The organism is Streptomyces polyasparticus, from assembly GCF_014493765.1.
GTDB classification, from domain to species: domain Bacteria; phylum Actinomycetota; class Actinomycetes; order Streptomycetales; family Streptomycetaceae; genus Streptomyces; species Streptomyces polyasparticus.
The window spans coordinates 374,669-394,708 of record NZ_JACTVJ010000010.1 but is presented as its reverse complement, the minus strand read 5'-3'; the positions used below and the strand labels follow the sequence as shown (position 1 = coordinate 394,708).

20 protein-coding genes are annotated in these 20,040 nt (G+C 71.6%); 10 read left to right on the top strand and 10 right to left on the bottom strand.

The window, feature by feature from the left end; genetic code table 11:
* The first annotated feature begins 114 nt into the window (after window positions 1–114).
* From H9Y04_RS21235 to H9Y04_RS21225, 3 genes are all read left to right on the top strand, one after another.
* Entirely contained in the window at window positions 115–2,358 is a 2,244-nt protein-coding gene (locus tag H9Y04_RS21235; protein WP_308801055.1) for an arylsulfatase, read from the top strand.
* Window positions 2,359–2,592: 234 nt separating this feature from the next.
* On the top strand, window positions 2,593–3,759 hold the full coding sequence (locus H9Y04_RS21230; protein WP_187815523.1) for a hypothetical protein: 1,167 nt from the start codon (window positions 2,593–2,595) through the stop codon (window positions 3,757–3,759).
* 185 nt (window positions 3,760–3,944) lie between these two features.
* The gene (locus H9Y04_RS21225; RefSeq protein ID WP_308801054.1) at window positions 3,945–6,011 is read left to right on the top strand and encodes an MDR family MFS transporter; all 2,067 of its coding nucleotides are present in this window, start codon (window positions 3,945–3,947) and stop codon (window positions 6,009–6,011) included.
* A 26-nt stretch (window positions 6,012–6,037) separates the two neighbouring features.
* Here H9Y04_RS21225 and H9Y04_RS21220 read toward each other — a convergent pair whose 3' ends face one another.
* Together H9Y04_RS21220 and H9Y04_RS21215 are read right to left on the bottom strand one after the other, a co-directional pair.
* On the bottom strand, window positions 6,038–7,105 hold the full coding sequence (locus H9Y04_RS21220) for a hypothetical protein (RefSeq protein WP_187815521.1): 1,068 nt from the start codon (window positions 7,103–7,105) through the stop codon (window positions 6,038–6,040).
* Window positions 7,106–7,202: 97 nt separating this feature from the next.
* A complete protein-coding gene (locus tag H9Y04_RS21215) occupies window positions 7,203–8,090 on the bottom strand; it encodes a bifunctional helix-turn-helix transcriptional regulator/GNAT family N-acetyltransferase (protein ID WP_187815520.1) in 888 nt (295 codons plus the stop codon).
* 91 nt (window positions 8,091–8,181) lie between these two features.
* Here H9Y04_RS21215 and H9Y04_RS21210 point away from each other — a divergent pair, with 91 nt between their 5' ends.
* Window positions 8,182–9,039, top strand: a complete 858-nt coding sequence (locus H9Y04_RS21210; protein ID WP_187815519.1) for a hypothetical protein — start codon at window positions 8,182–8,184, stop codon at window positions 9,037–9,039.
* Window positions 9,040–9,101: 62 nt separating this feature from the next.
* Here H9Y04_RS21210 and H9Y04_RS21205 read toward each other — a convergent pair whose 3' ends face one another.
* Window positions 9,102–9,749 (bottom strand): thioredoxin-like domain-containing protein, encoded by a 648-nt coding sequence (locus H9Y04_RS21205; protein ID WP_187815518.1) that lies wholly within the window; start codon window positions 9,747–9,749, stop codon window positions 9,102–9,104.
* Window positions 9,750–9,884: 135 nt separating this feature from the next.
* Window positions 9,885–10,337 carry a hypothetical protein gene (locus tag H9Y04_RS21200; RefSeq protein WP_187815517.1) on the bottom strand — a complete coding sequence of 151 codons (453 nt, stop codon included), beginning with the start codon at window positions 10,335–10,337 and terminating at the stop codon, window positions 9,885–9,887.
* 188 nt (window positions 10,338–10,525) lie between these two features.
* Here H9Y04_RS21200 and H9Y04_RS21195 point away from each other — a divergent pair, with 188 nt between their 5' ends.
* Window positions 10,526–11,656 (top strand): PP2C family protein-serine/threonine phosphatase, encoded by a 1,131-nt coding sequence (locus H9Y04_RS21195; RefSeq protein ID WP_187815516.1) that lies wholly within the window; start codon window positions 10,526–10,528, stop codon window positions 11,654–11,656.
* Between the two features lie 41 nt (window positions 11,657–11,697).
* Here H9Y04_RS21195 and H9Y04_RS21190 read toward each other — a convergent pair whose 3' ends face one another.
* Window positions 11,698–12,060 (bottom strand): ArsR/SmtB family transcription factor, encoded by a 363-nt coding sequence (locus H9Y04_RS21190; RefSeq protein WP_187815515.1) that lies wholly within the window; start codon window positions 12,058–12,060, stop codon window positions 11,698–11,700.
* An 80-nt stretch (window positions 12,061–12,140) separates the two neighbouring features.
* On the opposite strand from H9Y04_RS21190, the gene H9Y04_RS21185 reads away from it, so the two are divergent.
* A complete protein-coding gene (locus H9Y04_RS21185; RefSeq protein ID WP_187815514.1) occupies window positions 12,141–13,301 on the top strand; it encodes a cation diffusion facilitator family transporter in 1,161 nt (386 codons plus the stop codon).
* Window positions 13,302–13,323: 22 nt separating this feature from the next.
* On the opposite strand, the gene H9Y04_RS21180 is transcribed toward H9Y04_RS21185, so the two are convergent.
* Window positions 13,324–13,803: a nitroreductase family deazaflavin-dependent oxidoreductase gene (locus tag H9Y04_RS21180; protein ID WP_187815513.1), complete on the bottom strand. Its 480-nt coding sequence runs from the start codon at window positions 13,801–13,803 to the stop codon at window positions 13,324–13,326.
* 12 nt (window positions 13,804–13,815) lie between these two features.
* Window positions 13,816–15,030 (bottom strand): cytochrome P450, encoded by a 1,215-nt coding sequence (locus H9Y04_RS21175; RefSeq protein WP_187815512.1) that lies wholly within the window; start codon window positions 15,028–15,030, stop codon window positions 13,816–13,818.
* Between the two features lie 169 nt (window positions 15,031–15,199).
* Between H9Y04_RS21175 and H9Y04_RS21170 the strand changes: the two genes are divergently transcribed.
* Together H9Y04_RS21170 and H9Y04_RS21165 are read left to right on the top strand one after the other, a co-directional pair.
* Window positions 15,200–15,517 (top strand): ArsR/SmtB family transcription factor, encoded by a 318-nt coding sequence (locus H9Y04_RS21170; RefSeq protein ID WP_187815511.1) that lies wholly within the window; start codon window positions 15,200–15,202, stop codon window positions 15,515–15,517.
* Window positions 15,514–16,353, top strand: a complete 840-nt coding sequence (locus H9Y04_RS21165) for an SRPBCC family protein (protein WP_187815510.1) — start codon at window positions 15,514–15,516, stop codon at window positions 16,351–16,353. Before H9Y04_RS21170 ends, H9Y04_RS21165 begins: the two co-directional genes overlap by 4 nt.
* 16 nt (window positions 16,354–16,369) lie before the next feature.
* Here H9Y04_RS21165 and H9Y04_RS21160 read toward each other — a convergent pair whose 3' ends face one another.
* Window positions 16,370–17,206, bottom strand: a complete 837-nt coding sequence (locus tag H9Y04_RS21160; RefSeq protein WP_187815509.1) for a helix-turn-helix transcriptional regulator — start codon at window positions 17,204–17,206, stop codon at window positions 16,370–16,372.
* Between the two features lie 49 nt (window positions 17,207–17,255).
* Between H9Y04_RS21160 and H9Y04_RS21155 the strand changes: the two genes are divergently transcribed.
* On the top strand, window positions 17,256–17,690 hold the full coding sequence (locus H9Y04_RS21155) for a DUF2000 domain-containing protein (protein ID WP_236071139.1): 435 nt from the start codon (window positions 17,256–17,258) through the stop codon (window positions 17,688–17,690).
* 12 nt (window positions 17,691–17,702) lie between these two features.
* Here the strand turns inward: H9Y04_RS21155 and H9Y04_RS21150 are convergent, their stop codons facing one another.
* Together H9Y04_RS21150 and H9Y04_RS21145 are read right to left on the bottom strand one after the other, a co-directional pair.
* The gene (locus H9Y04_RS21150) at window positions 17,703–17,942 is read right to left on the bottom strand and encodes a hypothetical protein (RefSeq protein WP_187815507.1); all 240 of its coding nucleotides are present in this window, start codon (window positions 17,940–17,942) and stop codon (window positions 17,703–17,705) included.
* Between the two features lie 296 nt (window positions 17,943–18,238).
* Window positions 18,239–18,778 carry a CchlQ gene (locus H9Y04_RS21145; protein ID WP_187815506.1) on the bottom strand — a complete coding sequence of 180 codons (540 nt, stop codon included), beginning with the start codon at window positions 18,776–18,778 and terminating at the stop codon, window positions 18,239–18,241.
* A gap of 196 nt (window positions 18,779–18,974) precedes the next feature.
* On the opposite strand from H9Y04_RS21145, the gene H9Y04_RS21140 reads away from it, so the two are divergent.
* Window positions 18,975–19,925 (top strand): esterase/lipase family protein, encoded by a 951-nt coding sequence (locus H9Y04_RS21140; RefSeq protein ID WP_187815505.1) that lies wholly within the window; start codon window positions 18,975–18,977, stop codon window positions 19,923–19,925.
* The last annotated feature ends 115 nt before the right edge of the window (window positions 19,926–20,040 follow it).

The window sequence follows — 20,040 nt, the reverse complement described above, 5'->3', positions numbered from 1 at the left end:
CTCACCATCTCCCCGGGCCCCGGGTCGGCCCCCAGTTCAACTGGGCCGAACCGGTGACACGCCCGTCCCGCCATGGCCCTTGTCATGTCGCACGCCACACCGCACACTGCCGCCGTGCACCGGCCTGAGAGCGCTCCGCGTCCCGCCCCCGGCTCCCCCGACGTCGTGGTGATCGTTCTCGACGATCTGGGCTTCGCCCAACTGGGCTGCTACGGATCCGACATGGACACCCCGCACCTGGACCGTCTGGCGGCGGGCGGGCTGCGGTTCAACCGCTTCCATGTCACCGCGATGTGCTCCCCGACCAGGGCGAGCCTGCTGACCGGCCGCAATCACCACGCCGTGGGCATGGGTTTCCTGGTCGATCTGCCGATCGCCCATCCGGGCTACACGGCACGGCTGCCGAAATCCGCGGCGCCGCTCCCCCGCGTCCTGCGCGACGCCGGGTACTCGACACTCGCCGTCGGCAAGTGGCATCTGACCCCGCGCTGGGAGCGCACCGCGTCCGGGCCCTTCGACCGCTGGCCGCTCGGCTACGGCTTCGAGCGGTACTACGGCTTTCTGCAGGGCGACACGAACCACTGGGCGCCGCACCTGGTCCGCGACAACCACTACACCGAACCGCCCGCGGGCCCCGACGAGGGCTACCACCTCAGCGAGGACCTCGCGGACAGCGCGATCCGGATGATCCTCGACCAGCATCAGGCGACCCCGGACAAGCCGTTCTTCCTGTACTTCCCGCTCGGCGCCATGCACGCCCCGCACCACGTGGCACCCGAGTGGATCGCGCGGTATCACGGCCGTTTCGACCAGGGCTGGGAGCGCTGGCGCGAGGAGACCTTCGCCCGCCAGGTGGCGGCCGGAGTGGTGCCCGCGCGGACCACCCTGTCCGAGCGTCCGCCGTGGATCCCCGACTGGCGTGAACTCCCGGCGGACCAGCAGCGGTTGTTCTCCCGTATGCAGGAGGTGTACGCGGGCTTCCTGTCCCACACCGATGCCCAGATCGGCCGGCTCCTGGACTTCCTGGAGCGGATCGGGCGCCTGGACAACACCTTGGTGCTGCTGCTCTCCGACAACGGGGCGAGCGCGGAGGGCGGACAGCTCGGCACACCCAACGAGCACCGCTTCACGGCCCGCGCGGGCGACACCGTCGAGGCCAATCTCGCCGCGTTCGAGGACTGGGGCGGGCCCGCCACGTATCCGCACTATGCGTGGGGCTGGGCCTGGGCGGGCAATACGCCGCTGCGGCTGTGGAAGCGCTACACCTGGCTGGGCGGCACCCGGGCGCCGCTGATCGCGCACTGGCCGCGGCGGATCCGCGAACAGGGCGCGCTGCGCGGGCAGTTCGCACACGCCGTGGACCTGATGCCGACGATCCTCGACGCCTGCGGGGTGGAGCGGCCCCCGCAGGTGGACGGCGTGGCGCAGGAGCCATTCGACGGCCGCAGCCTGATCGGCGTGTTCGAGGACCCCGCGGCGCCGGCCCCGCGCGGCACGCAGTACTTCGAGATGCTGGGGTCCCGGTCGATCGTGCACGACGGCTGGAAGGCCACCACCGACCATGTCTCGCACGGGGTGGCCGACGAGGAGCGGCTGCTGCCCGGCAGCCGGGACTTCACGGCCGACCGCTGGTCGCTGTTCCGTTTCGACGAGGACTTCGCCGAGGCGCACGACGTGGCCGACGAACATCCCGACGCCGTAAGGGAGTTGGCGCCGCGCTGGGATGCGGAGGCGGCCGCGAACCAGGTGCTTCCGCTGGACGACCGGATGCAGGAACGGCTGAGCGCGATGATCGGCCCTGCCTGGCCGCTGCCCGACCGCGGGGAGTACCTGCCCGGCGGCTCTCCGGTGCACGACGAAGCGCTTCCGTTGCTGTTCGGCGGGTTCACACTGACCGCGGACGCGGAGGTGCCTGCGGCGGGCGCGGCCGGGGTGCTGTGCGCGCTCGGGGATCTGACCGGCGGTTTCGTCCTGTACGCGGACGACCGCGGGCGGCTGGTGTTCGCCTGCTCGCGCGCCGGCGACCTGGACCGGGTCGTGGCACCCGAACCGCTCACGGCCGGCCGCGCGTCGCTCGGGGTGCGCTTCGACGCCGCGGCGGGCACGTACACCCTGCTCGTGGACGACAGGGACGTGGCGAGCTGCGCGCTCGGCGGGCCCTTTCCGTTCACCTTCCAGCACGGCGGTACGGGGCTGTGCGTCGGCCGCGACCGAGGGCTCCCGGTCGAGGACGGATACCGGCCGCCGTATCCATGGACGGGCGTGCTGCACCGCGTGGTGATCGAGACGCCGCACGGGCGGGCGGCGGCGCGGCGCGCGCTGAAGGAGGAGATCGAGGCGGCGATTCATGCGGACTGAAGCGCCCGAGGGGCTCTTCAGGGGCTCTCCAAGGCCTCTCTACGACCTCTCTACGGCCTCTCCAGGGACCTCTGACCTGGACTTCTGTCCTGGATGAAGGATCGCGGCCCGATATCGGGCGTTCCGTTACATAACCTCCGGACTACGTAAATATGGCGCTCGTAGCGTCTTCTGCAGAGCCGCCCCTGGGGGCGGTCCTGGGGAACCACCGCTACGAGAGAGTCGCCTGCCACCATGCGCGTCACCTGCCGCACACTCCGTGCCACCGTCCTCACCGCCGTCGTCGCGGCGGGTCTCGCCGTCCCCACGGCGGCCTTCGCCGCTCCCGCTCCCGCTCCCGCCCCCGCAGTCACGGCGCCGGCTTCCGACGGAGGCGCTTCCGCCGAGCCGACGACTCCGACTGACCGGACCACGCCCGACGGCACCGATCGGGGCGGGCAGAACCCCGACGACCAGACCCCCGACGGACAGACCCCGGACGGCCAGGACGGCCAGGTCCCCACACCGGGCGGCGACGAGTGGCAGGTCCTCGGCCCGCAGCAGCTGGACGGCGGCTTCGTGGCCGACGTCCGCGTCAAGGCCTCCGCGGACTCCGCCTCCGCGACCTTCACGCGTGACGGCGCGCCCGTCGGCTCGCTCGACGCCTCCGGCACCCCCGCCTCCACCGTGATCGACGGCTACACCCTCACACTGGCCCCGACCGGCGAGGCCACCGCCACCAAGAACCAGGACCCCGTCGTCGGCGGCTGGGAGTCCAAGGGCACCCAGGATCTCGGCGGCGGCTGGACCGCGGACATCCAGGTCAACGTCTCGGCCAGGTCGGCCAAGGCCGACCTCTCCCTGAACGGCTCGCTGCAGGGTTCACTGAACGCCGCGGGCGACACCGCCACGGCGAAGATCGGCGACAGCACCTTCACGCTGACCATCGACGGCACCGCGACCCGCAAGGCCGACCCGAAGCCCACCCCGAAGCCGCAGCCGACCCGCCAGCACATACGTGATGTGCGGCTCGCGGACGGCACGTCCGTCGCCAAGGTGTTCCGCCTGGCCGACTGCCACTACCAGGCCGAGATCTGGGCGAACGGCGTCCAGTACGACACCCTGGACGCCGACGGGCACAGCGTCCGCGGCAACCTCAACGGGATGACCGTCACCCTGCAGCCGGACGGCCGCGTCACCTCGTCCCTCGACCAGGGCGGCAAGAACCCCGACCACCGCACCACGCCCTCCGGCGACAACAAGGTCTCGCACCCGGCCACACCCAAGGGCGGGGTCGAGGCCGGTGCCCAGGTGAGCCACGGCGCCGAGGACACCGCGCTCCTCCTCGGCGGCGGCATGGCCGCGGCCGGGCTCGCGGGAGTCGGCTTCACGGTGATCCGCCGCAACCGCGCCAAGGACTGACGAAGCCGCCACGAGGGGCCGACGGGCGACCGACCCGCCGGCCCCTTCGCCGTATGCGCGCACGAACCCGTAGGCCCGCACGGACCCGGGTGCCCGCATGGACCCAGTTGCCGGCACGACCCCCGTATCGCCTGATCGGCCTACCACGCATGCACCCGCCTGCCGCCGCAACGACAGTGACAGGTGTGACCACAACGACCGAGACCCCGGCCCCCGCCCCGGCATCAGCGCCCCCGGTGCTCGACAACCGGACCAAGAACATCGTCTTCGTGACGATCATGCTGGGCGTCCTGCTCGCCGCGCTCGACCAGACCATCGTGGGCACCGCGCTGCCGACGATCGTCTCGGACCTCGGCGGCGGCGCGCACATGTCGTGGGTGGTCACCGCGTATCTGCTCGCGGAGACCGTCTCGACGGTCCTGGTCGGCAAGTTCGGCGATCTCTTCGGCCGCAAGATCGTCTTCCAGGTCTCGGCGATCGTCTTCATCCTCGGCTCGTTCCTGTGCGGCCTGGCCGGGAACATGCTGATGCTGGTGCTCTTCCGCGGCATCCAGGGCATCGGCGCGGGCGGCCTGATGGTGACCGCGATGGCGCTGATCGCCGATGTGATCCCGCTGCGCGAACGCGGCAAGTACCAGGGCGCGATCGGTGCGGTCTTCGGCGTCTCGACCGTCATCGGACCGCTGCTCGGCGGCCTGTTCACGGACCACCTGTCCTGGCGCTGGGCCTTCTACGTGAACGTCCCCATCGCGATCGCCGTGGTGGTCGCCGCCGCCCGCACCATCCCCAGCGTCCGCTCCGCGGCCAAACCGGCGATCGACTACCTCGGCATCGGCCTGGTCGCGGCCGGCGCGAGCGCGCTGATCCTGGCCACGAGCTGGGGCGGCAACGAGTACGCGTGGACCTCCGGCGTCATCATCGGCCTGTTCGTGGGCGGCGCGCTGGCGCTCGCGCTGTTCGCCGTGGTGGAGACGCGGGCGGCCGAACCGATGCTGCCCATGCGCCTGTTCGCGAATCCCGTCTTCACCGTCTGCTCGGTGCTCAGCTTCATCGTGGGCTTCGCGATGCTCGGCGCGATGACGTTCCTGCCGATCTATCTGCAGTACGTGGACGGGGATTCGGCGACCGTGTCGGGTGTGCGCACCCTGCCGCTCGTGCTCGGCCTGCTGATCGCGTCGATCTTCAGCGGCAACGTGGTGAGCAAGTCCGGCCGGTACCGGATCTTCCCCATCGTCGGCTCGGCGGTCATGTCGCTCGGCCTGTTCCTGATGTCACGGATGTCGGCCGACACCAGCGCGTGGCTGGAGTCCCTGTACATGTTCGTGCTCGGCGTCGGCATCGGTCTGTGCATGCAGGTCCTGACCATCGCGGTCCAGAACACGGTCGATTACGCGGACCTCGGCACCGCCACCTCGGGCGTGACCTTCTTCCGTACGCTCGGCAGCGCCTTCGGCACGGCGGTGTTCGGCACGATCTACGCCAACACCCTGGGCCCGAACCTCGAGGAAGGCATCACGACCGCGGCGCAGTTGGGCGCCGACCCCGCCGTGGCCGCCAAGGCGGCCGAGAGTCCACAGGGCCTGCACCGGCTGCCGCCCGACCAGGCGGCACCGATCATCCAGAGCTACGCGGAGACCGTGCAGTCGGTGTTCCTGTGGACCGTGCCGGTCGCGCTGCTCAGCTTCGTGGTCGCGCTGTTCCTCAAGGAGGTCAAGCTGCGGGACTCCGCACGCTCCTCCTCCGCCGACATGGGCGAGGGCTTCTCCTCCCCGGCCGCCAACGCGGACTCCCAACGGCTGCTCGAACTCGCCGTCGGCAAGGTCTTCAAGACGAAGGGCCTCGCGGACGCCCGCCAGGTCGTCGCCTCCTCGGACACCCGCCTCGACATGGCGGGCGCCTGGGCGGTCATGCAGGTGTCGCTGCTGCACCGGATGGTGGGCCACGCGAGCCTGGGCCTCATCGGCCGGACGAAGAAGGTGCCGCCGGAGGTGCTGCTCCCGGTGTACGACCGCATGGTCGACGAGGGATTCCTGACCCGCGACGGCAGTCTGCTCTCGCTCACCGCGGCCGGCGAACGCGAGGCCGAGACCATCGGCAAGGCCTGGTCGGACTGGCTCGGCGACCAGGTGGAGGCCGACATCGGCCGCCCGGCGGGCCCCGAACTGCGCGCCGCCGTCGACACGATCGCCAAGCGGATGCTCGCCGAGGACCTGCAGAAGGGCCTGATGGAGCAGCAGCCGGCGGCCCCCTAGGCCCGCCCGCCGGCACCCGCCGCACCTCACTGGATCAGGTCGGTGTGCGGATGCTCCGGTGATGCCGGGCAGACGTACAGCTGCATGGTGTCGGCGCTGCCCACTTGGATCCCCGTCGGCGCCGCGGGGTCCCACGCGCCGAAGCGCCCGGCGGATGCGACGCCTTGGTCCTCGTACGGTATCCAGCTGCCCGACTCGCCGTCCCATTCCGACGAGGCGATGGCCAGCAGAGGCGCCATCGGGGCATCGCACACGCTGCAGTAGCGCGGATTCGAGTCGGTACGGCCCCACGGGGGCCAGCCGCCGACCTTCCAGCCGGGCGCGTCGGCCAGCTCGGCGTCGTAGAACTCGTGGGGCCACTCCTCGTACGAGCTGTCCAGGCCGGCGTCGGCTGCCTGCCATCTGCTCCAGTCCTCGACGAGTGTCCTCAACTCCGGACTCAGATCGAAGGTGTTGGGGTATTCCGTGATCTGTTCCGGTGCCAGCACGCAGGGTTCCGGCACATAGCTGGCTCCCCAGTCCGCCTCATAGGGCTCCGGCGGCACAGCGAGAACATCGCCGACCTCCGCGGCGCACCGCCAGATCAGCGCGGCCGACGGTTTGGCTTCCGGCTCATGGTCGTACGGGCACCACAACACCTGGAGCACATCGGCCTGTCCGGGCGGCCGCAACAGCGGTACGTCACGCACATACAGCTGAGCCACGGGCAGCAGGGGCACAGGGCACTCCGCGGGCGCGGGACCCGAGTCGAGCCGCTCCCTGAGCATCGCGTCATTGCGCTTCTTGGCTGCCGCCTCCTCCTGTGTGTACGCGGGGCCGTCCGGGTCCTGCGCCAGGCGCACCAGTCTGCGTCTTTCGAGGCGAGCCGCTGCCGGGTACTCGCGGAAGCCACTGTCCCAGTGCCCTGTGCTCTCGCAGTGCGGCCACGGCTCGTCCGCGGGCCACAGCAACGGTCCCCCGACCGAACTGTCCCGTACCGACGGCGCCCCGGGACGCGGGTGCAGCCGTATCGCGGTGCGCGCCAGCGGAGCGATCTCGGGAAAGACCACGGCGACGTCCAACGGCCTTGGCGGAGTGGTGCGTACGAGATCCATGCCGCCGATCCTGTCACCCGCCACTGACAATTCCCCCGCGGGCCTCGGGCGTCGCAGCCCGCCGCACCCGAGGCGTCACGGCCGAGGCGGAGAGAATCTAGCCGTGCAGGCGTTTCTCGAACCAATGGTGGGCATAGTGCTCGTCGTTGAAGGCCGGGACCTCCTCGTAGCCCGCCGAGCGGTACAGCGTGATGGCCTCCGTCAACTCCCTGTTGGTCTCCAGGCGTACGCTCCGTGCGCCCGAGCGCACCGCGTGGTCCTCCAGTTCGGCCAGGAGCCGCCGGCCGAGCCCGAGGCCGCGCGCGGACTTCGCCACCCACATGCGCTTGATGTACGGCGGTTCGCCCTCGTGGAACTGAATGCCGCCGCAGCCCACGGGCTCGCCGTGCAGCCGGGCCACCACGAACACCCCGTGTGGGGGCCCGAGTTCCCCGGCGTCGGGCACCAGGCTGAGCGAGGCGTCGAAGCCCTCCTCGAAGCGGTCGCCGAGTTCGTCGAAGTACGCCTGCAGGCAGGCCGCGGAGTCCGGGTGGCGCGGGTCGAGCTCCTCCACGCTCACCGTGCCCGCGGTGAGCAGCCGGTCGACCTCGGACATGGCGGCGGTGAGCCGGGCGCGCTGCTTCTCGTTGAGCGAAGTGAGAATCAACTCGGCGAGCTCGTCGCTGCGTTCGTCGAGCAGAGCCCGCTCCTTGCGCCCGGCCGCCGTGAGCCGCACGGTGCGCACGCGCCGGTCGTGGCGCTGCGGCTCCACGGTGACAAGGCCGTCCCGTTCCAGTGAGCGCAGCAGCCGGCTCACATATCCGGAGTCCAGCCCGAGCCGGTCCCTCAGCCGCCGCACGTCCCGCCCTTCCTCGCCGACCTCCCACAGGAGCCGCGCCTCGCCGACGGGACGGTCCGTACCGAGGAAGTGGTCGTGCAGCACACCGATGCGTTCGCCGACGGTGCGGTTGAAGCGACGGACTTGGGCGATCGAATCTGCATCCATTCTCTGACTCTAGTCAGGCAATGCCGCGCACGGCAGCCCGATCACGGGAATCCGGGTCACACTTGGCCGACCGATCACAACGGGGTGGGGAATGGGACGACGTCTGCTGTGCGCTGCCGTGACGCTTCTGACGCTGGCACTCGCCTCGTGCGGTGCCGGCACGGACGACCTGGTCGTCGAGGGTTCGCCACCGCCCTCGCCGTATGACGGTCCGCTGAACCTGCTGCCCGACGACGTCACCGACGAGGACGAGGACGACGCGTTCACGCCGGTCGAGGCGCTCGGCTCGGCGGGCCGCGCGCTCGAGTGCGACTGGGAGGTCAGGTCGGGCGGCCGGGCCGAGACCTGGGGCGACGCCGGCGGCGACACCCCCGAGGAAGGGCTCGCCCTCTACTTCGAGATGGACCAGCCGGGCCTGCCGCAGACGGGATACCGGGTGGAACGCAAGGCACAGGGCCGCGTCCTGTACTCGTACGACGTGGAGGGCCGCACGAAGATCGCGGTGGTCGTCGCGAAGGACCAGCCGAAGCGTCCTGGCTGGGGTCCGGAGACGACGGCCCACTGCGATGTCGCCGAGCTCCCGGAGAGCTTCACCGACGGCCGGGGCGAGGAGATCTGGCAGGACCGCGACGGCCGGCGCGTCCCCCTCGCGTTCATCAGCAGCAGCAAGGGCGCGGAGCACTGCGACTGGCAGCGGGCTCACTTCCTGCAGCTGGACTCGGGCCAGAAGCGCTCCCTGTACATCCGCGATCCGCACCGCGTCCTGCCCGGGTCCATGCTCACCTCCCCGTACGACGGGGACACCGTGCTGCCGGCCGACGCGAAGGACAGCGGATACCGTCTGGACGACTGGCAGTTGTGGCGCACCGCCGACCCGTCCGCGGTGTACGTGCGCACGTCGGAGGGTGTGGAGCGGTGGCCGGCGGCCGGTCCCGAGGGTTGCCTGTAGGGCGCCTTCCCGCCCGCGGCGTGAGGCGCCCCGGCCGCATCCGCGACCGGGGCCACCGGCACTTACGCGGACTTCCCCCCAGTGCACGCGGCACCCGGCTCAGGAGTCTGTTCGCCCTGTACGTACCGGTCGAGGAACGTCCGTATCCGCGGATCGTCGGCCGAATCGACCTGCAGCTGCTTGCCCCAGGCGGACAGAGTGACCGGTGAGGCCTGGTCGGCGTAAGGGCTCATCAGCGTGTACGGGGTGTTCTCGACCATGCCCTCGAGGGCGCTGATGTCCTTGGGTGCGGCCTTGTCGTTGTAGGTGATCCAGACCGCGCCGTGCTCCAGGGAGTGGACCGCGTTCGCCTCGCCGATCTCCTGCGTGTAGACGTCGCCGTTGCAGTTCATCCACGCCTGGTCGTGGTCGCCGCCGACCGCCGGGGACATCTTGTAGGCGACCGGAGTGGTGACGTGGTTCCGGCTGAGGTCCTTGAAGGTCTTCTCGCCCTTCACCGGCTGGGCGGCCGCCCGCTCCTCGGCCCTGTCCTGTTCTTGCGCGGCGGTCACCATGTACCAGCCGCCGCCGATGAGCACGGCGACGACGACCCCGCTGAGGGTCACGGTGATGAGGCGGTTGCGGCGCTCGCGGGCCGCTTGGGCGCGGCGCAGTTCCTCGAGCTTGGCGCGACGGTCGGCGCGCTGCGCCTTGGCGTTGCTGGATCCCATGGCAAGTCCTTCTCCCCGCCGGGCATTTCGGGCACGGCGGTGGTGTCCTCCCACCGTCCGCCGAGGACAGCAGGAGCAATACGGATCGGAGGCACGGCGGTACGCGGCCGGGGCGTGGCACACGTACAGGGCCGTCTAGATCCGCTGGACCTGCAGCTGATGGATACCGGGAGTGGGCGCATCCGCTCCTGGCGAGCCGCGTACGGGATGGACGAGGAGGGCCTCGCCGGCCGGCAGCGCCACCGCGTCGTGGGCCGCTGCGGACGGGACCGGGGTGGCGGTGGTGGCGAGCGCCCCGGCCGACGCACGGCAGTGGGCGTCGCCGCCACCGTGCTCCAGGTCCGGGCAGACATGGCCGAGAGCCGGTACGGAGGTGCTCGGATCGACCGCGGAGCCCGGCATGCTCCCGGAGACGGAGACGGACATGGAGACGGACTCGGCCGCGGCCGCCTCACGGAGGGCATGAGCGGGATGCGCGCACAGAGGCAGCGCCCACAGCACCACCGCGAGCAACGCGGCGCACCGCAGCACGAACAGCGCGGACACCTGTCGTGCCGCGCAGCGCACCTCGTACCGCCGTTCGCTCATCGCGGGGATCGTAGCCGTGCCGACGCACGGCCTGGCACGGACCCCGGGCCCGGAGAAACGCAGCAGGCGTCCACCAGCTGGTGGACGCCTGCATCAACCCGCCCTCAAGAAGTCCCAACTCCCCTTACCGCAGATGGTGTTCTCGATACGATGCGCGCACTGCGTATACGCGAGGGAGGTGTGTGCAAGTGGCACCGCACCCCCCGACAGGCGGAGGCGATGTCAGAGGCCATCTCACCGCGGCGGCCGTGGCGATCACGGTCTGCACGCTCGGGGCACTCGATGTGAGATACAGCGGGACACACCGCGGCATCATGGTCGGCCTGGCCGTCATCCCCGCCTTCGGCCTGCTGCTCCCCCGGCGCGGGCTCTACCCTCTGCTCCCTGGCACGCTCGCCCTCTGCACCGCCCTGCTTCTCGGCATCGCCGAGTGGCACAGCCGGCCCCTCGTGGTGCTGTTCACCCTGGTGGACATCGTCGTTCTCACCTACGTCGTCCGGCGCATCGGTTCCTGGCAACTCGCGCGCCCCGCCGCAGACTCCGCGGACACATCCGAGCCCGGGAAGCGGGAGCGCAAACCGGCCGAGCCCGGGTCCTGGCAGGCGATCGGCCTGCGGGGCGAATACCGCCGCCTGCCGGATGCGTCCGCCGACCGGACGCCGACGGACTTCCACGATGTCCGGCAAAGCCCTTACGGCGTACGCCTGCTGGTGGCCGACCTCGCGGGCAAGTCGGACGAGACCCGGGCCGCCGCCGACGACCTCCGCCACGGCTGGCGGCGGCACGCGGTCGAGGCAGCAGGCCTCGCGGAGCTGGCGGCCCGCCTCGACGCGGAGTTCGCCGGGCACTCCGAGACGTTCGCCAAGGTCCTGCTGATGAACGTCTCGCACGACGGCAAGGAGGTGGACATCGTCTCCTGCGGACACGAGCCGCCGTACCTGCTGTCCGGAGGATCGGTGAACGCGGTCGAGTTCCTGTCGGCCGTGCCGCCGGTCGGACTGTTCTCGCTGGCCGCGGGCGGGGTGCCCGTCTACGTGACGAAGGTGTCGCTGACACCCGGCCGCCGGCTGCTCGTGCTCACCGACGGAGTGACCGGCGCGCTCGACCCGCAGGGCAGACCCTTCCCCCTCGCCGACCACGTGCTCGCCCTCGACGGCCGTGAACCGAGCACGTTCGTCGACGAGTTGACCGAGCGGCTGCACCGGCACAGGGGTGACGCGCCACGGGACGAGGCGCTGCTGCTCCTCGTGGAGAGCGACGAGGCCCTCGGCGGTCGGCACACCGATGCGCGGACACGTGAGGACGCTGCTGCGGCCTGACGCGCACGATGCAGCGGGAGGCGTGAGGCGTCCCGTAGGTCTCAGTCGTGGCTCGGCCGGTCGGTGAGGCGGTGGTCGGCCAGGCTCAGTGCCTCGTCGACGACGCGGCGCAGATGACCGTCGCGCAGGGTGTAGACAACGCGGCGGCCCTCCTTGCGGGTGGCGACAAGACCGGCAAGCCGCAGCCGCGCCAGGTGCTGGCTCACGGCGGGCCGGGCGGCGCCGCACCTCTCCGTCAGCGTGGTGACGTCGGCCTCGCCGTCCTGCGCCAGGTGGTGCAGCAGCGCCAGGCGGGTGCGGTCGCCGAGGAGTGCCAGGAGTTCGGCGGCGAGGGCGAACTGCTCCTCGCCCGGGGTGCGCGGATGCGCATCATGCGCAGATGACAGGTGCATGCGTGCGCTCATACGCACATAATGGTCCGCGGGCACCCCCGTGTCCACTTCGACCTCGCCGCAGCCGCGCACAGGAACCGGAAGGGACCGACGTGAGCGCACACGCACACGGCCACCCGCACGCATCCGACAACCATGGGCACGGGCACTCACACGGGCACGATCACGGCCATGATCACGTCGACACGGGCCCGCACGGTCACGGTCACGCAGCCGGCCACGCGCCCGCCCCGGGGGGCCGTCTCGCCCGCTCGCGCCACGCGCTCCGCCACCTGCTGAAGCCGCACTCGCACGCGACCGCGGACAAGGTGGACTCGGCGCTCGAGTCCTCCGCGCGGGGGATGCGGGCGCTGTGGACATCGCTGGCCGTGCTCGGGATCACGGCGGTGGTCCAGGCGGTGATCGTGGTGATCTCCGGTTCGGTCGCGCTGCTCGGCGACACGGTGCACAACGCGGCGGACGCACTGACGGCGGTGCCGCTCGGGATCGCGTTCGTCCTCGGGCGCCGCGCCGCCAACCGGCGCTTCACCTACGGCTTCGGGCGCGCCGAGGATCTGGCGGGCATCGTCATCCTGCTCACCATCGCCGGGTCCGCCGCGTTCGCCGCGTGGGCGGCCATCGACCGGTTCCTCCATCCGCGGGCGATGGATCACGTCGGAGTGGTCGCCGCCGCCGCGGTCATCGGTTTCCTCGGCAACGAGTGGGTGGCCCGCTACCGCATCCGCGTCGGCCGCGACATCGGCTCGGCCGCCCTCGTCGCCGACGGCCTGCACGCCCGCACCGACGGATTCACCTCGCTCGCCGTCCTGTTGAGCGCGGGAGGCGCGGCGCTCGGCTGGCAACTCGCCGACCCCGTCGTGGGGTTGGCGATCACCGCAGCGATCCTGATGGTGCTGCGGGACGCGGCTCGCGAGGTGTTCCGGCGCGTCATGGACGCCGTCGACCCGGCCGTGGTCGATACGGCGGAACAGGCCCTGCTCGCGGCCGACGGAGTACGCGCGGTGAGCGAGCTGCGGCTGCGCTGGATCGGGCACAGGCTGCGCGCGGAGGTGGCGGTCGTCGTGGACGGCGACCTGTCCGTACGCGAGGCGCATGACGTCGCGGTCAGGGCCGAACACGCGCTTCTGCACGCGGTACCGAAGCTGGTGGCCGCACTGGTGCACGCCGACCCGGCGCCGGTCGAGGGCGCCGACGACCCGCATCTGCCCCTGGCCCATCACCGCCCGAGCCTCGCCCGTCACCGGGCGGCGTGACCCGCCGCGCCGCGTCCAACCGTCAGGACCGCGGCCGCAGCCGTACGAACGGCAACTCCCTCCCCGGCGCCCGGTAGTCGGCGAGGGAGCCGTCCACACGGAAGCCCATGAACTTCGCCAGCTTCCGTGCGGCCCTCGGATGGCGGGCCGCATAGCCCGCCATGAACGCGCCGCCCTCCTCCGCGTCCAGCGGCTCGGCATGGACCGCCAGTCGGCGGGCGCCGACCTGAATGGTGACGTCGGGGTGGGCGCGCAGATTGCGGTACCACTGCGCACGCGGGCCGAAGCCCGAGCACACGATGTACGCACCGGTGGACCGCTCGTGCTCGACGACCTCGACGACCACCTGCCGCGCTTGCCCGGAGACACGGCCGATGTGGTTCAGGAGGAGCAGCCGGCCGGGCACCAGGGCGCCGAGTCCCATGCGGTACAGACGGATCGGGGCACGGAACAGGGCCCGGCGCAGCCCGGTCGGCGGCGCGGGACGGCGGACGGTCTCCATGGCGTACGGACCCTAATGCTGCCAGGCGACCGGCAAAGTCTCCGGTCCGCGGATCAAGGCGTTGCGACGCCAGGTGACCTCCTGCGGCGGGACCGCCAGGTGCAGCCCGGGCAGGCGGTCGAGGACCGTGTTCATCAGGAGGTCGATCTGGAGGCGGGCCAGGAGGCCGCCGGTGCAGTAGTGGGTGCCGAAGCCGAAGGAGATGTGCGGGTTGGGGCTGCGGTCGAAGTCGATCTCTTCGGGGTCGGGGAAGACATCCGGGTCCCGGTTCGCGGCCAGGTAGGAGACATAGACCGGGTCGCCGGCCTTGATGCGGTGGCCGCGCAGGTCCAGGTCCTCGGTGGCGATCCGGGCCAGACCGACCGCGCTGCGGTGCGGGATGTAGCGCAGGAGTTCGTCGAGGGCCGCCGGGCGCAGCGACGCGTCGTCGGCGAGACGGGCCAGCAAGGCCGGGCGGGTCATCAGGAGATAGAGCATCTGGCCGGTGTTGTTCGTGACGGCCTCCCCGCCGATCTGCAGCGGCCCGGCCACCCCCGCCGCCTCCTCGGCGGTGAGCTCCCCGCGGGCCACGGCGGCGCCGAGCAGGGACAGGATGTCCTCGCCTCCGGTGTCCTGGCGCGCACGGATGGCCTCGGCGAGCCAGGCGTACAGCTGCTCCTTTACCTGCCCGGTGGTACGGGGATCCGCGGACGGGAACACGATCCGGTCGGTCCACTCGGTGAGTTGGGCCCGGTCAGCCGGCGGCACCCCCATGGCCTCGCACACCACCGCGACGGGAAAGGGCCCGAGCACCCGTGCCACGAGGTCGGCGGGCGGGCCTTCGTCGAGCAGGGCGTCCATCAGTCCGTCGAGCATCGGCTGCGCCTTCAGCCGTACGCGCTCGACACCCGCCGCCGTGAACGCGGGCGCCACGACCCGGCGCAGCCGGTGGTGGTCGGCTCCGTCCGCGAACGCGAGCGATCCCGGCTTGGGCTTGAAGTGCGGGGCCAGCCGCGTGATCTGACGCTCGGTCACGGGCCCGCGGACGAACCGCGCGTCGTTGGTGACCATCCGCACGTCCTCGTACCGCGTCACGAGCCACGCCCAGCCCTCGCCGTGGGGCAGCCGGATGCGGTGCACGGGCCCGGCGTCCATGAGCTCCCCCAGCACCGGATCGAAGTCCATGCCGGTGAGGTTCTGCGCGGGCCACTCGCGTACCGGGGGTGCTGCGGGGGCGTCGTCGATCATGGCGGGCTCCGTCCGTTCAACCGTGGTCCCCTCACGCTCCCGCGCGCCCCGGGCCGCGCTCGCGCTGGATTACGCCGGATGGGCCTCGCGACGCCCGCCCGGATGGCGGGGGCCATGGGCCCTCGTACATACCGTTGCGGTTATATAACCCAAGAGGTACGTTCGATATATGCCCATACCGTTCGATGTGCTCGCCGAGCCCCAGCGCCGCCGCATTCTGGATCTGCTTCTGGAGCGGCCCCGGCTGGTCGGCGAACTGACCGCGGAGCTCGGCCTCAGCCAGCCCGGCACCTCCAAGCATCTACGGGTGCTGCGCGAGGCCGGCCTGGTGCGCGTACGGCAGGACGCGCAGCGCCGCTGGTACGAGCTGCGCCCCGAGCCGCTCGCCGAACTCGACGCCTGGCTCGCGCACTACCGGCACCTGTGGTCGGCGAGCTTCGACCGCCTCGAACACCATCTCGACCAGCTGAAGGACGATTCCTCATGAACCCCGAAGCCGACACCCTCACCACCGCCGACGGCCGCACCGCCCTGGTGATGCGGCGCAGGCTCGCCCATCCGCCGGCCGCGGTGTGGGCCGCGATCACGGAACCCAAGCAGCTCGCCCAGTGGTTCCCCTCCGAGGTCTCCGTGGAGCTGCGGCCCGGCGGCACGATGGGCTTCCACTTCCCCGGCGAGGAAGGCCCCGGCATGACGGGCCGCGTGACGGACGCCGACGCGCCGCATGTGTTCGCCTTCGCCTGGGGCGAGGACCATCTGCGCTGGGAGATCACCCCCGACGGCGACGGCTCGCTGCTCACCCTCACCCACACCTTCGGCGACCGCTTCGGCGGCGCGAGCTTCGCCTCCGGCTGGCATCTGTGCCTCACGGCGCTCGGTCAGCTCCTCGACGGGGAACGGATCGACGTCGAGGCGGACCGGGGCGAGCTGCACGAGGCCTATCTGGAGCAGTTCGACCTGGGCCGCGGCGAGATCGAGGGCACGACCGTGCGCTTCGAGCGCCAGCTGCTCCGCCCCGCGGATGCCGTGTGGTCCGAACTGGCCGGTGGCGCCTCGGTGTCGGAGGGGGCCACCGTTCCGCCGGGTTTCACGGCACCCTCGTACGAGGAAGGCTATGTGACCGAGGTGCGCGAGCCCGAGGTGCTCGCGTATCGGGCGCCGCTGGGTGAGCTCGTGCGCTGGAAGCTGGGCGAGGGCACGGGCCACGGGGCCCGACTCGTGCTCACCGTGGAGGGGTCCGGGGATCCCCGGCGCGCCCGTGACGCCTGGCACGAGCGGATCGAGCACCTCGCGGCCCGGATGCTCGAACTGGCCTCGTCCTGACGGGAGTACAGCCACTTCAGCGCGACCGCGCGTAGCGCCCCGGTGTCGTGCCCACCACCCGCTTGAAGTGGCGCGTGAGGTGGGGCTGGTCGTAGAAGCCGGCCGCCGCGGCCGTCTCGCCCGGCGGGTGCCCGGCGAGCAGCAGCCGGCGGGCGTGCTCGATCCGGCGGGACATCAGGTACTGATGCGGGGCGATACCGAACGCGCCGCTGAACGCCCGTATGAGATGCGTGGAGTGGACCCCGAACTGCCGCGCCGCCTCTTCCAGCGCGATGCCCTCCACCTGCCGGGCATCGAGGAGCTCGCGCAGCCGGTGGGCCAGCGTGCGATCGGCCGGAGCGGCGGCGGGCCCCAGCCGCGGGCGCAGCTGCTCGCGCAGGCGCTCACCGATCAGGGCGAGCCGGCTCGCGGCCTCCAGTTCGTCGCCAGGGTGCGCGAGCGCGGTGTGCAACTGGCCGATACGGCGGCGCAGTACGGGGTCGCGCAGGTCAGGACTGTCGACCGCGGCGCCGATCAGCGAGCGGTCCAGATGGGACTCGTCGAGGTAGAGGACCCTCTTGCGAAAGCCCTGCGGGGTGGCGGCGGAGCCGTTGTGCGGCACGTCGGGGGGCAGCAGCGAGACGGTGTCGCCGGGGGTGCCGTGCTCATGCCGGTCGAGGTCGTAGCGGACCGCGCCCTCGTCGACGATCAGGACGGTCCACGCGTCGTGCACATGCATCGGATACGCGTGCTCGGTGAAGCGCGCGTGAAAGACCTCGACCACGCCTGCGACCTGGGGGCGCCATGCGGTGATGTGCTGACCGGACGCCGCGCCTGGCCGCGGCGCCGCCGAGCGCTGCGGTTCGGACGCCATGCAAGGAACGTACAAGACCCGTCCAGCGGCTGTTCGGCAGTCTCACCGCATGGACAACAACACCGACGCCCCCGTGCGTTTCGACACGAAGATCGCCGTAGTGCTGCGGGACGACCTGGAGACCTGGCAGCGCCTGAACGTGACCGCGTTCCTGGTGAGCGGGCTCGGCACCGAGGCCGCCGAGGTGATCGGAGAGCCGTACGAGGACGCCGACGACACCGCGTATCTGCCGATGTTCCGCCAGCCGGTCATGGTCTTCGAGGGCAGCAAGGAGGTGGTGACCGCCGCGCCCGCCAAGGCGCTCGCGCGGGGTCTCAAGGTCGCGGTCTTCACCTCGGATCTGTTCGCCACCGGCAACGACGGCGACAATCGCGCGGCCGTCCGCGCCGTCCCGCGTGATCAGCTCGATCTGGTGGGGATCGCGGTGTACGGGCCGCGGGGTGCGGTGGACAAGGCCCTCAAGGGTGCGCGCATGCACCCTTGAGGGCGGATCCCGTCAGTCCTGCCGGTGCCACTCGGCCACCAGGTGGGGGCGGCCGTCGGCGCCGGTGACCGTGTGCCAGTGGGCGTGGGGCTTGCCGAAGCCGCGGCGGGTGGCCGCGGGCGCGGACCGTACGACGCTCTGCTCGAGCGGCGCATCGGCGAGCCGGGCGATGACGCGGGCCAGAGCACGCCGCCAGGCGCCGGTGGTGAACAGGGAGTTGACGCGGACGCTGGTGTGGAAGATGGCTGCCATGACGGCACCTCCGTGGGTACGTTCGGCTCACGGCCGGGCGCACGCGCAGGTGCTGTTGCTCAGGGGAGCTGCTCGGCCGGGAGCGGGGTGTTGAGGACGCTGGGGAGTCGATGCCGACTCGGACCGCTGGAGTCCATGACCGCCCCCTTTCCCGGGCCTGGCACGACGGGCTGTTTCTGCCGTGCGGGTACGTCGCTGCCGCCCGGCGGTGAGCGCCGGGCACTCCGCAATACTTGCACATCTACGCAATAAAGCGCAAAGAGCTGTGGTTGTGCCGGGCAGCACCCGCGCGGTGGCTACGCCTGCCCGGTGGCAGCGCACAGCTCGCAGCGGTCGCGCCCGTCCCAGCGCCGCCACCCGAACTCGGCCGGGGCGAGCGGCTTGCCGTCCAACTCGCCGCGGACCGCGACCCGGTAGTCCCAGACGGCGCCGATGTACGAGTGATACGCGTCGTGGTACGCCGCCGATTCCGGTGCGTGTCCCTCCCCCACCGTCCGCTGGAACCGGCGCAGTTGCTCGAACATGGCCTGCCCCGCGCTCGCCGCCCCGGTGCTCGCGTCGATGAAGAGCCGTTCGCGTGCCTCGTATATCCCCGAAGCGGCCAGCGCCGCGCGTGACTCCGCCGCCAGGTCGGTGTCCGCGCCGGCGTCGCGCAGGGCGCGCAGCCGGGTGTGGCAGACCTCGGCCGCCGCGATGAAGTCCAGGTAGATCGCCCGGCGCCGCTCCCCCAACCCCCGGTCCTGCTCGTGCCGGTGGCGCAGATGATCGGCCAGTACGGTGCCGGCCATGGCCAGCGAGCCGCCGCTGACGGCGGCGACGAGCGTGCCCCAGTCCACGTTTCCCCCCCCGCTTCGCGATCGCCGGATCCGTGCGTGGCGCGCGTGATCCGGGGGCCGAATCTACCGCCAGTCGGAGCAGCCCTGGGGGCCGGAGTGCGGCTGCCGCGGGCGACGCGGACATAGATGTGCGGTGATCACGCCGATGCCGGCTGGTCATGGTCACGTCCGTCCCCGCGCTGCACCTGGAGCTCTGATGCGACTCCCCCGGATCGCCACCGTCCTGCTCACCGCTCTCACCCTGTCCCTGCCGACTGCCGCACCCGCCGCCGTGTCCGGTCCCGACAGGGAGCCCGGCGCCGCCGCGGCACCGCTCAGGGAGCCCGCCGGTCAGCGGCTGGACGCGATCGCCGACGCCAAGAAGCTCGCGACCGTCGGCCTCTCCGGCGCCAACGACTGGGCCTGTCGCCCCTCCGCGGCCCATCCGCGGCCGCTGATCCTCGCGCACGGCACGCTCGCGAACGGTCATGTGTGGGCCAAGACCGCGCCCCAGTACAAGGCGGCCGGCTACTGCGTCTTCTCGCTCGACTACGGCAAGGGCGGCGGCCTGCTCACGCTGATCGGCGGCGGTACCGCCCCGGTCGCGCAGTCCGCCAAGCAGCTCGCGGTCTTCGTGAACGGGGTGCTCGCCGCCACCGGCGCCCAGCAGGTGGACATCGTGGGCCACTCGCAGGGCGGCATGATGCCGCGCCAGTACATGAGGTTCGAGGGCGGCCAGGCCAAGGTGCACACGCTGGTCGGCCTCGGCCCGTCCAACCACGGTTCGCAGTCCCCGATCGTCGAAGGCCTGCTCAGGGACCAGCCGTGGCTCGGCGCGCTGCTCAATCTGATCGGCGGGGTGGTCTCCGAGGTGACCTGCCCGGCGTGCGGGGACCAGATCGCCGGGTCGCCGTTCCTGCAGAAGCTGAACGCGGGCGGTGACACGCTGCCGGGTGTCTCGTACACGGTGATCGCCTCGCGCTACGACACCGGCGTCACCCCGTACAACGGGCAGTACCTGAAGGGTCCGGGTGTCTCCAACATCCTGATGCAGGACATCTGCCCGTGGAACTTCGCCTCGCACAGCAACCTGGACGAGGACCCGCTCGCGCTGCGGCTCGCGCTCAACGCACTGGATCCGGCGCACGCGGTGAAGCCCACCTGCTGAGCCGGTGGCCGGCTGAGCGGGGACGGGGCACGCGGCGCGGGCTGCGCTGTGTGCCCCGTCCGCCCGATATGCTGCGGGTTTGCCCGCCTCGACGGCGGGTGTCCGACCCTCGCGA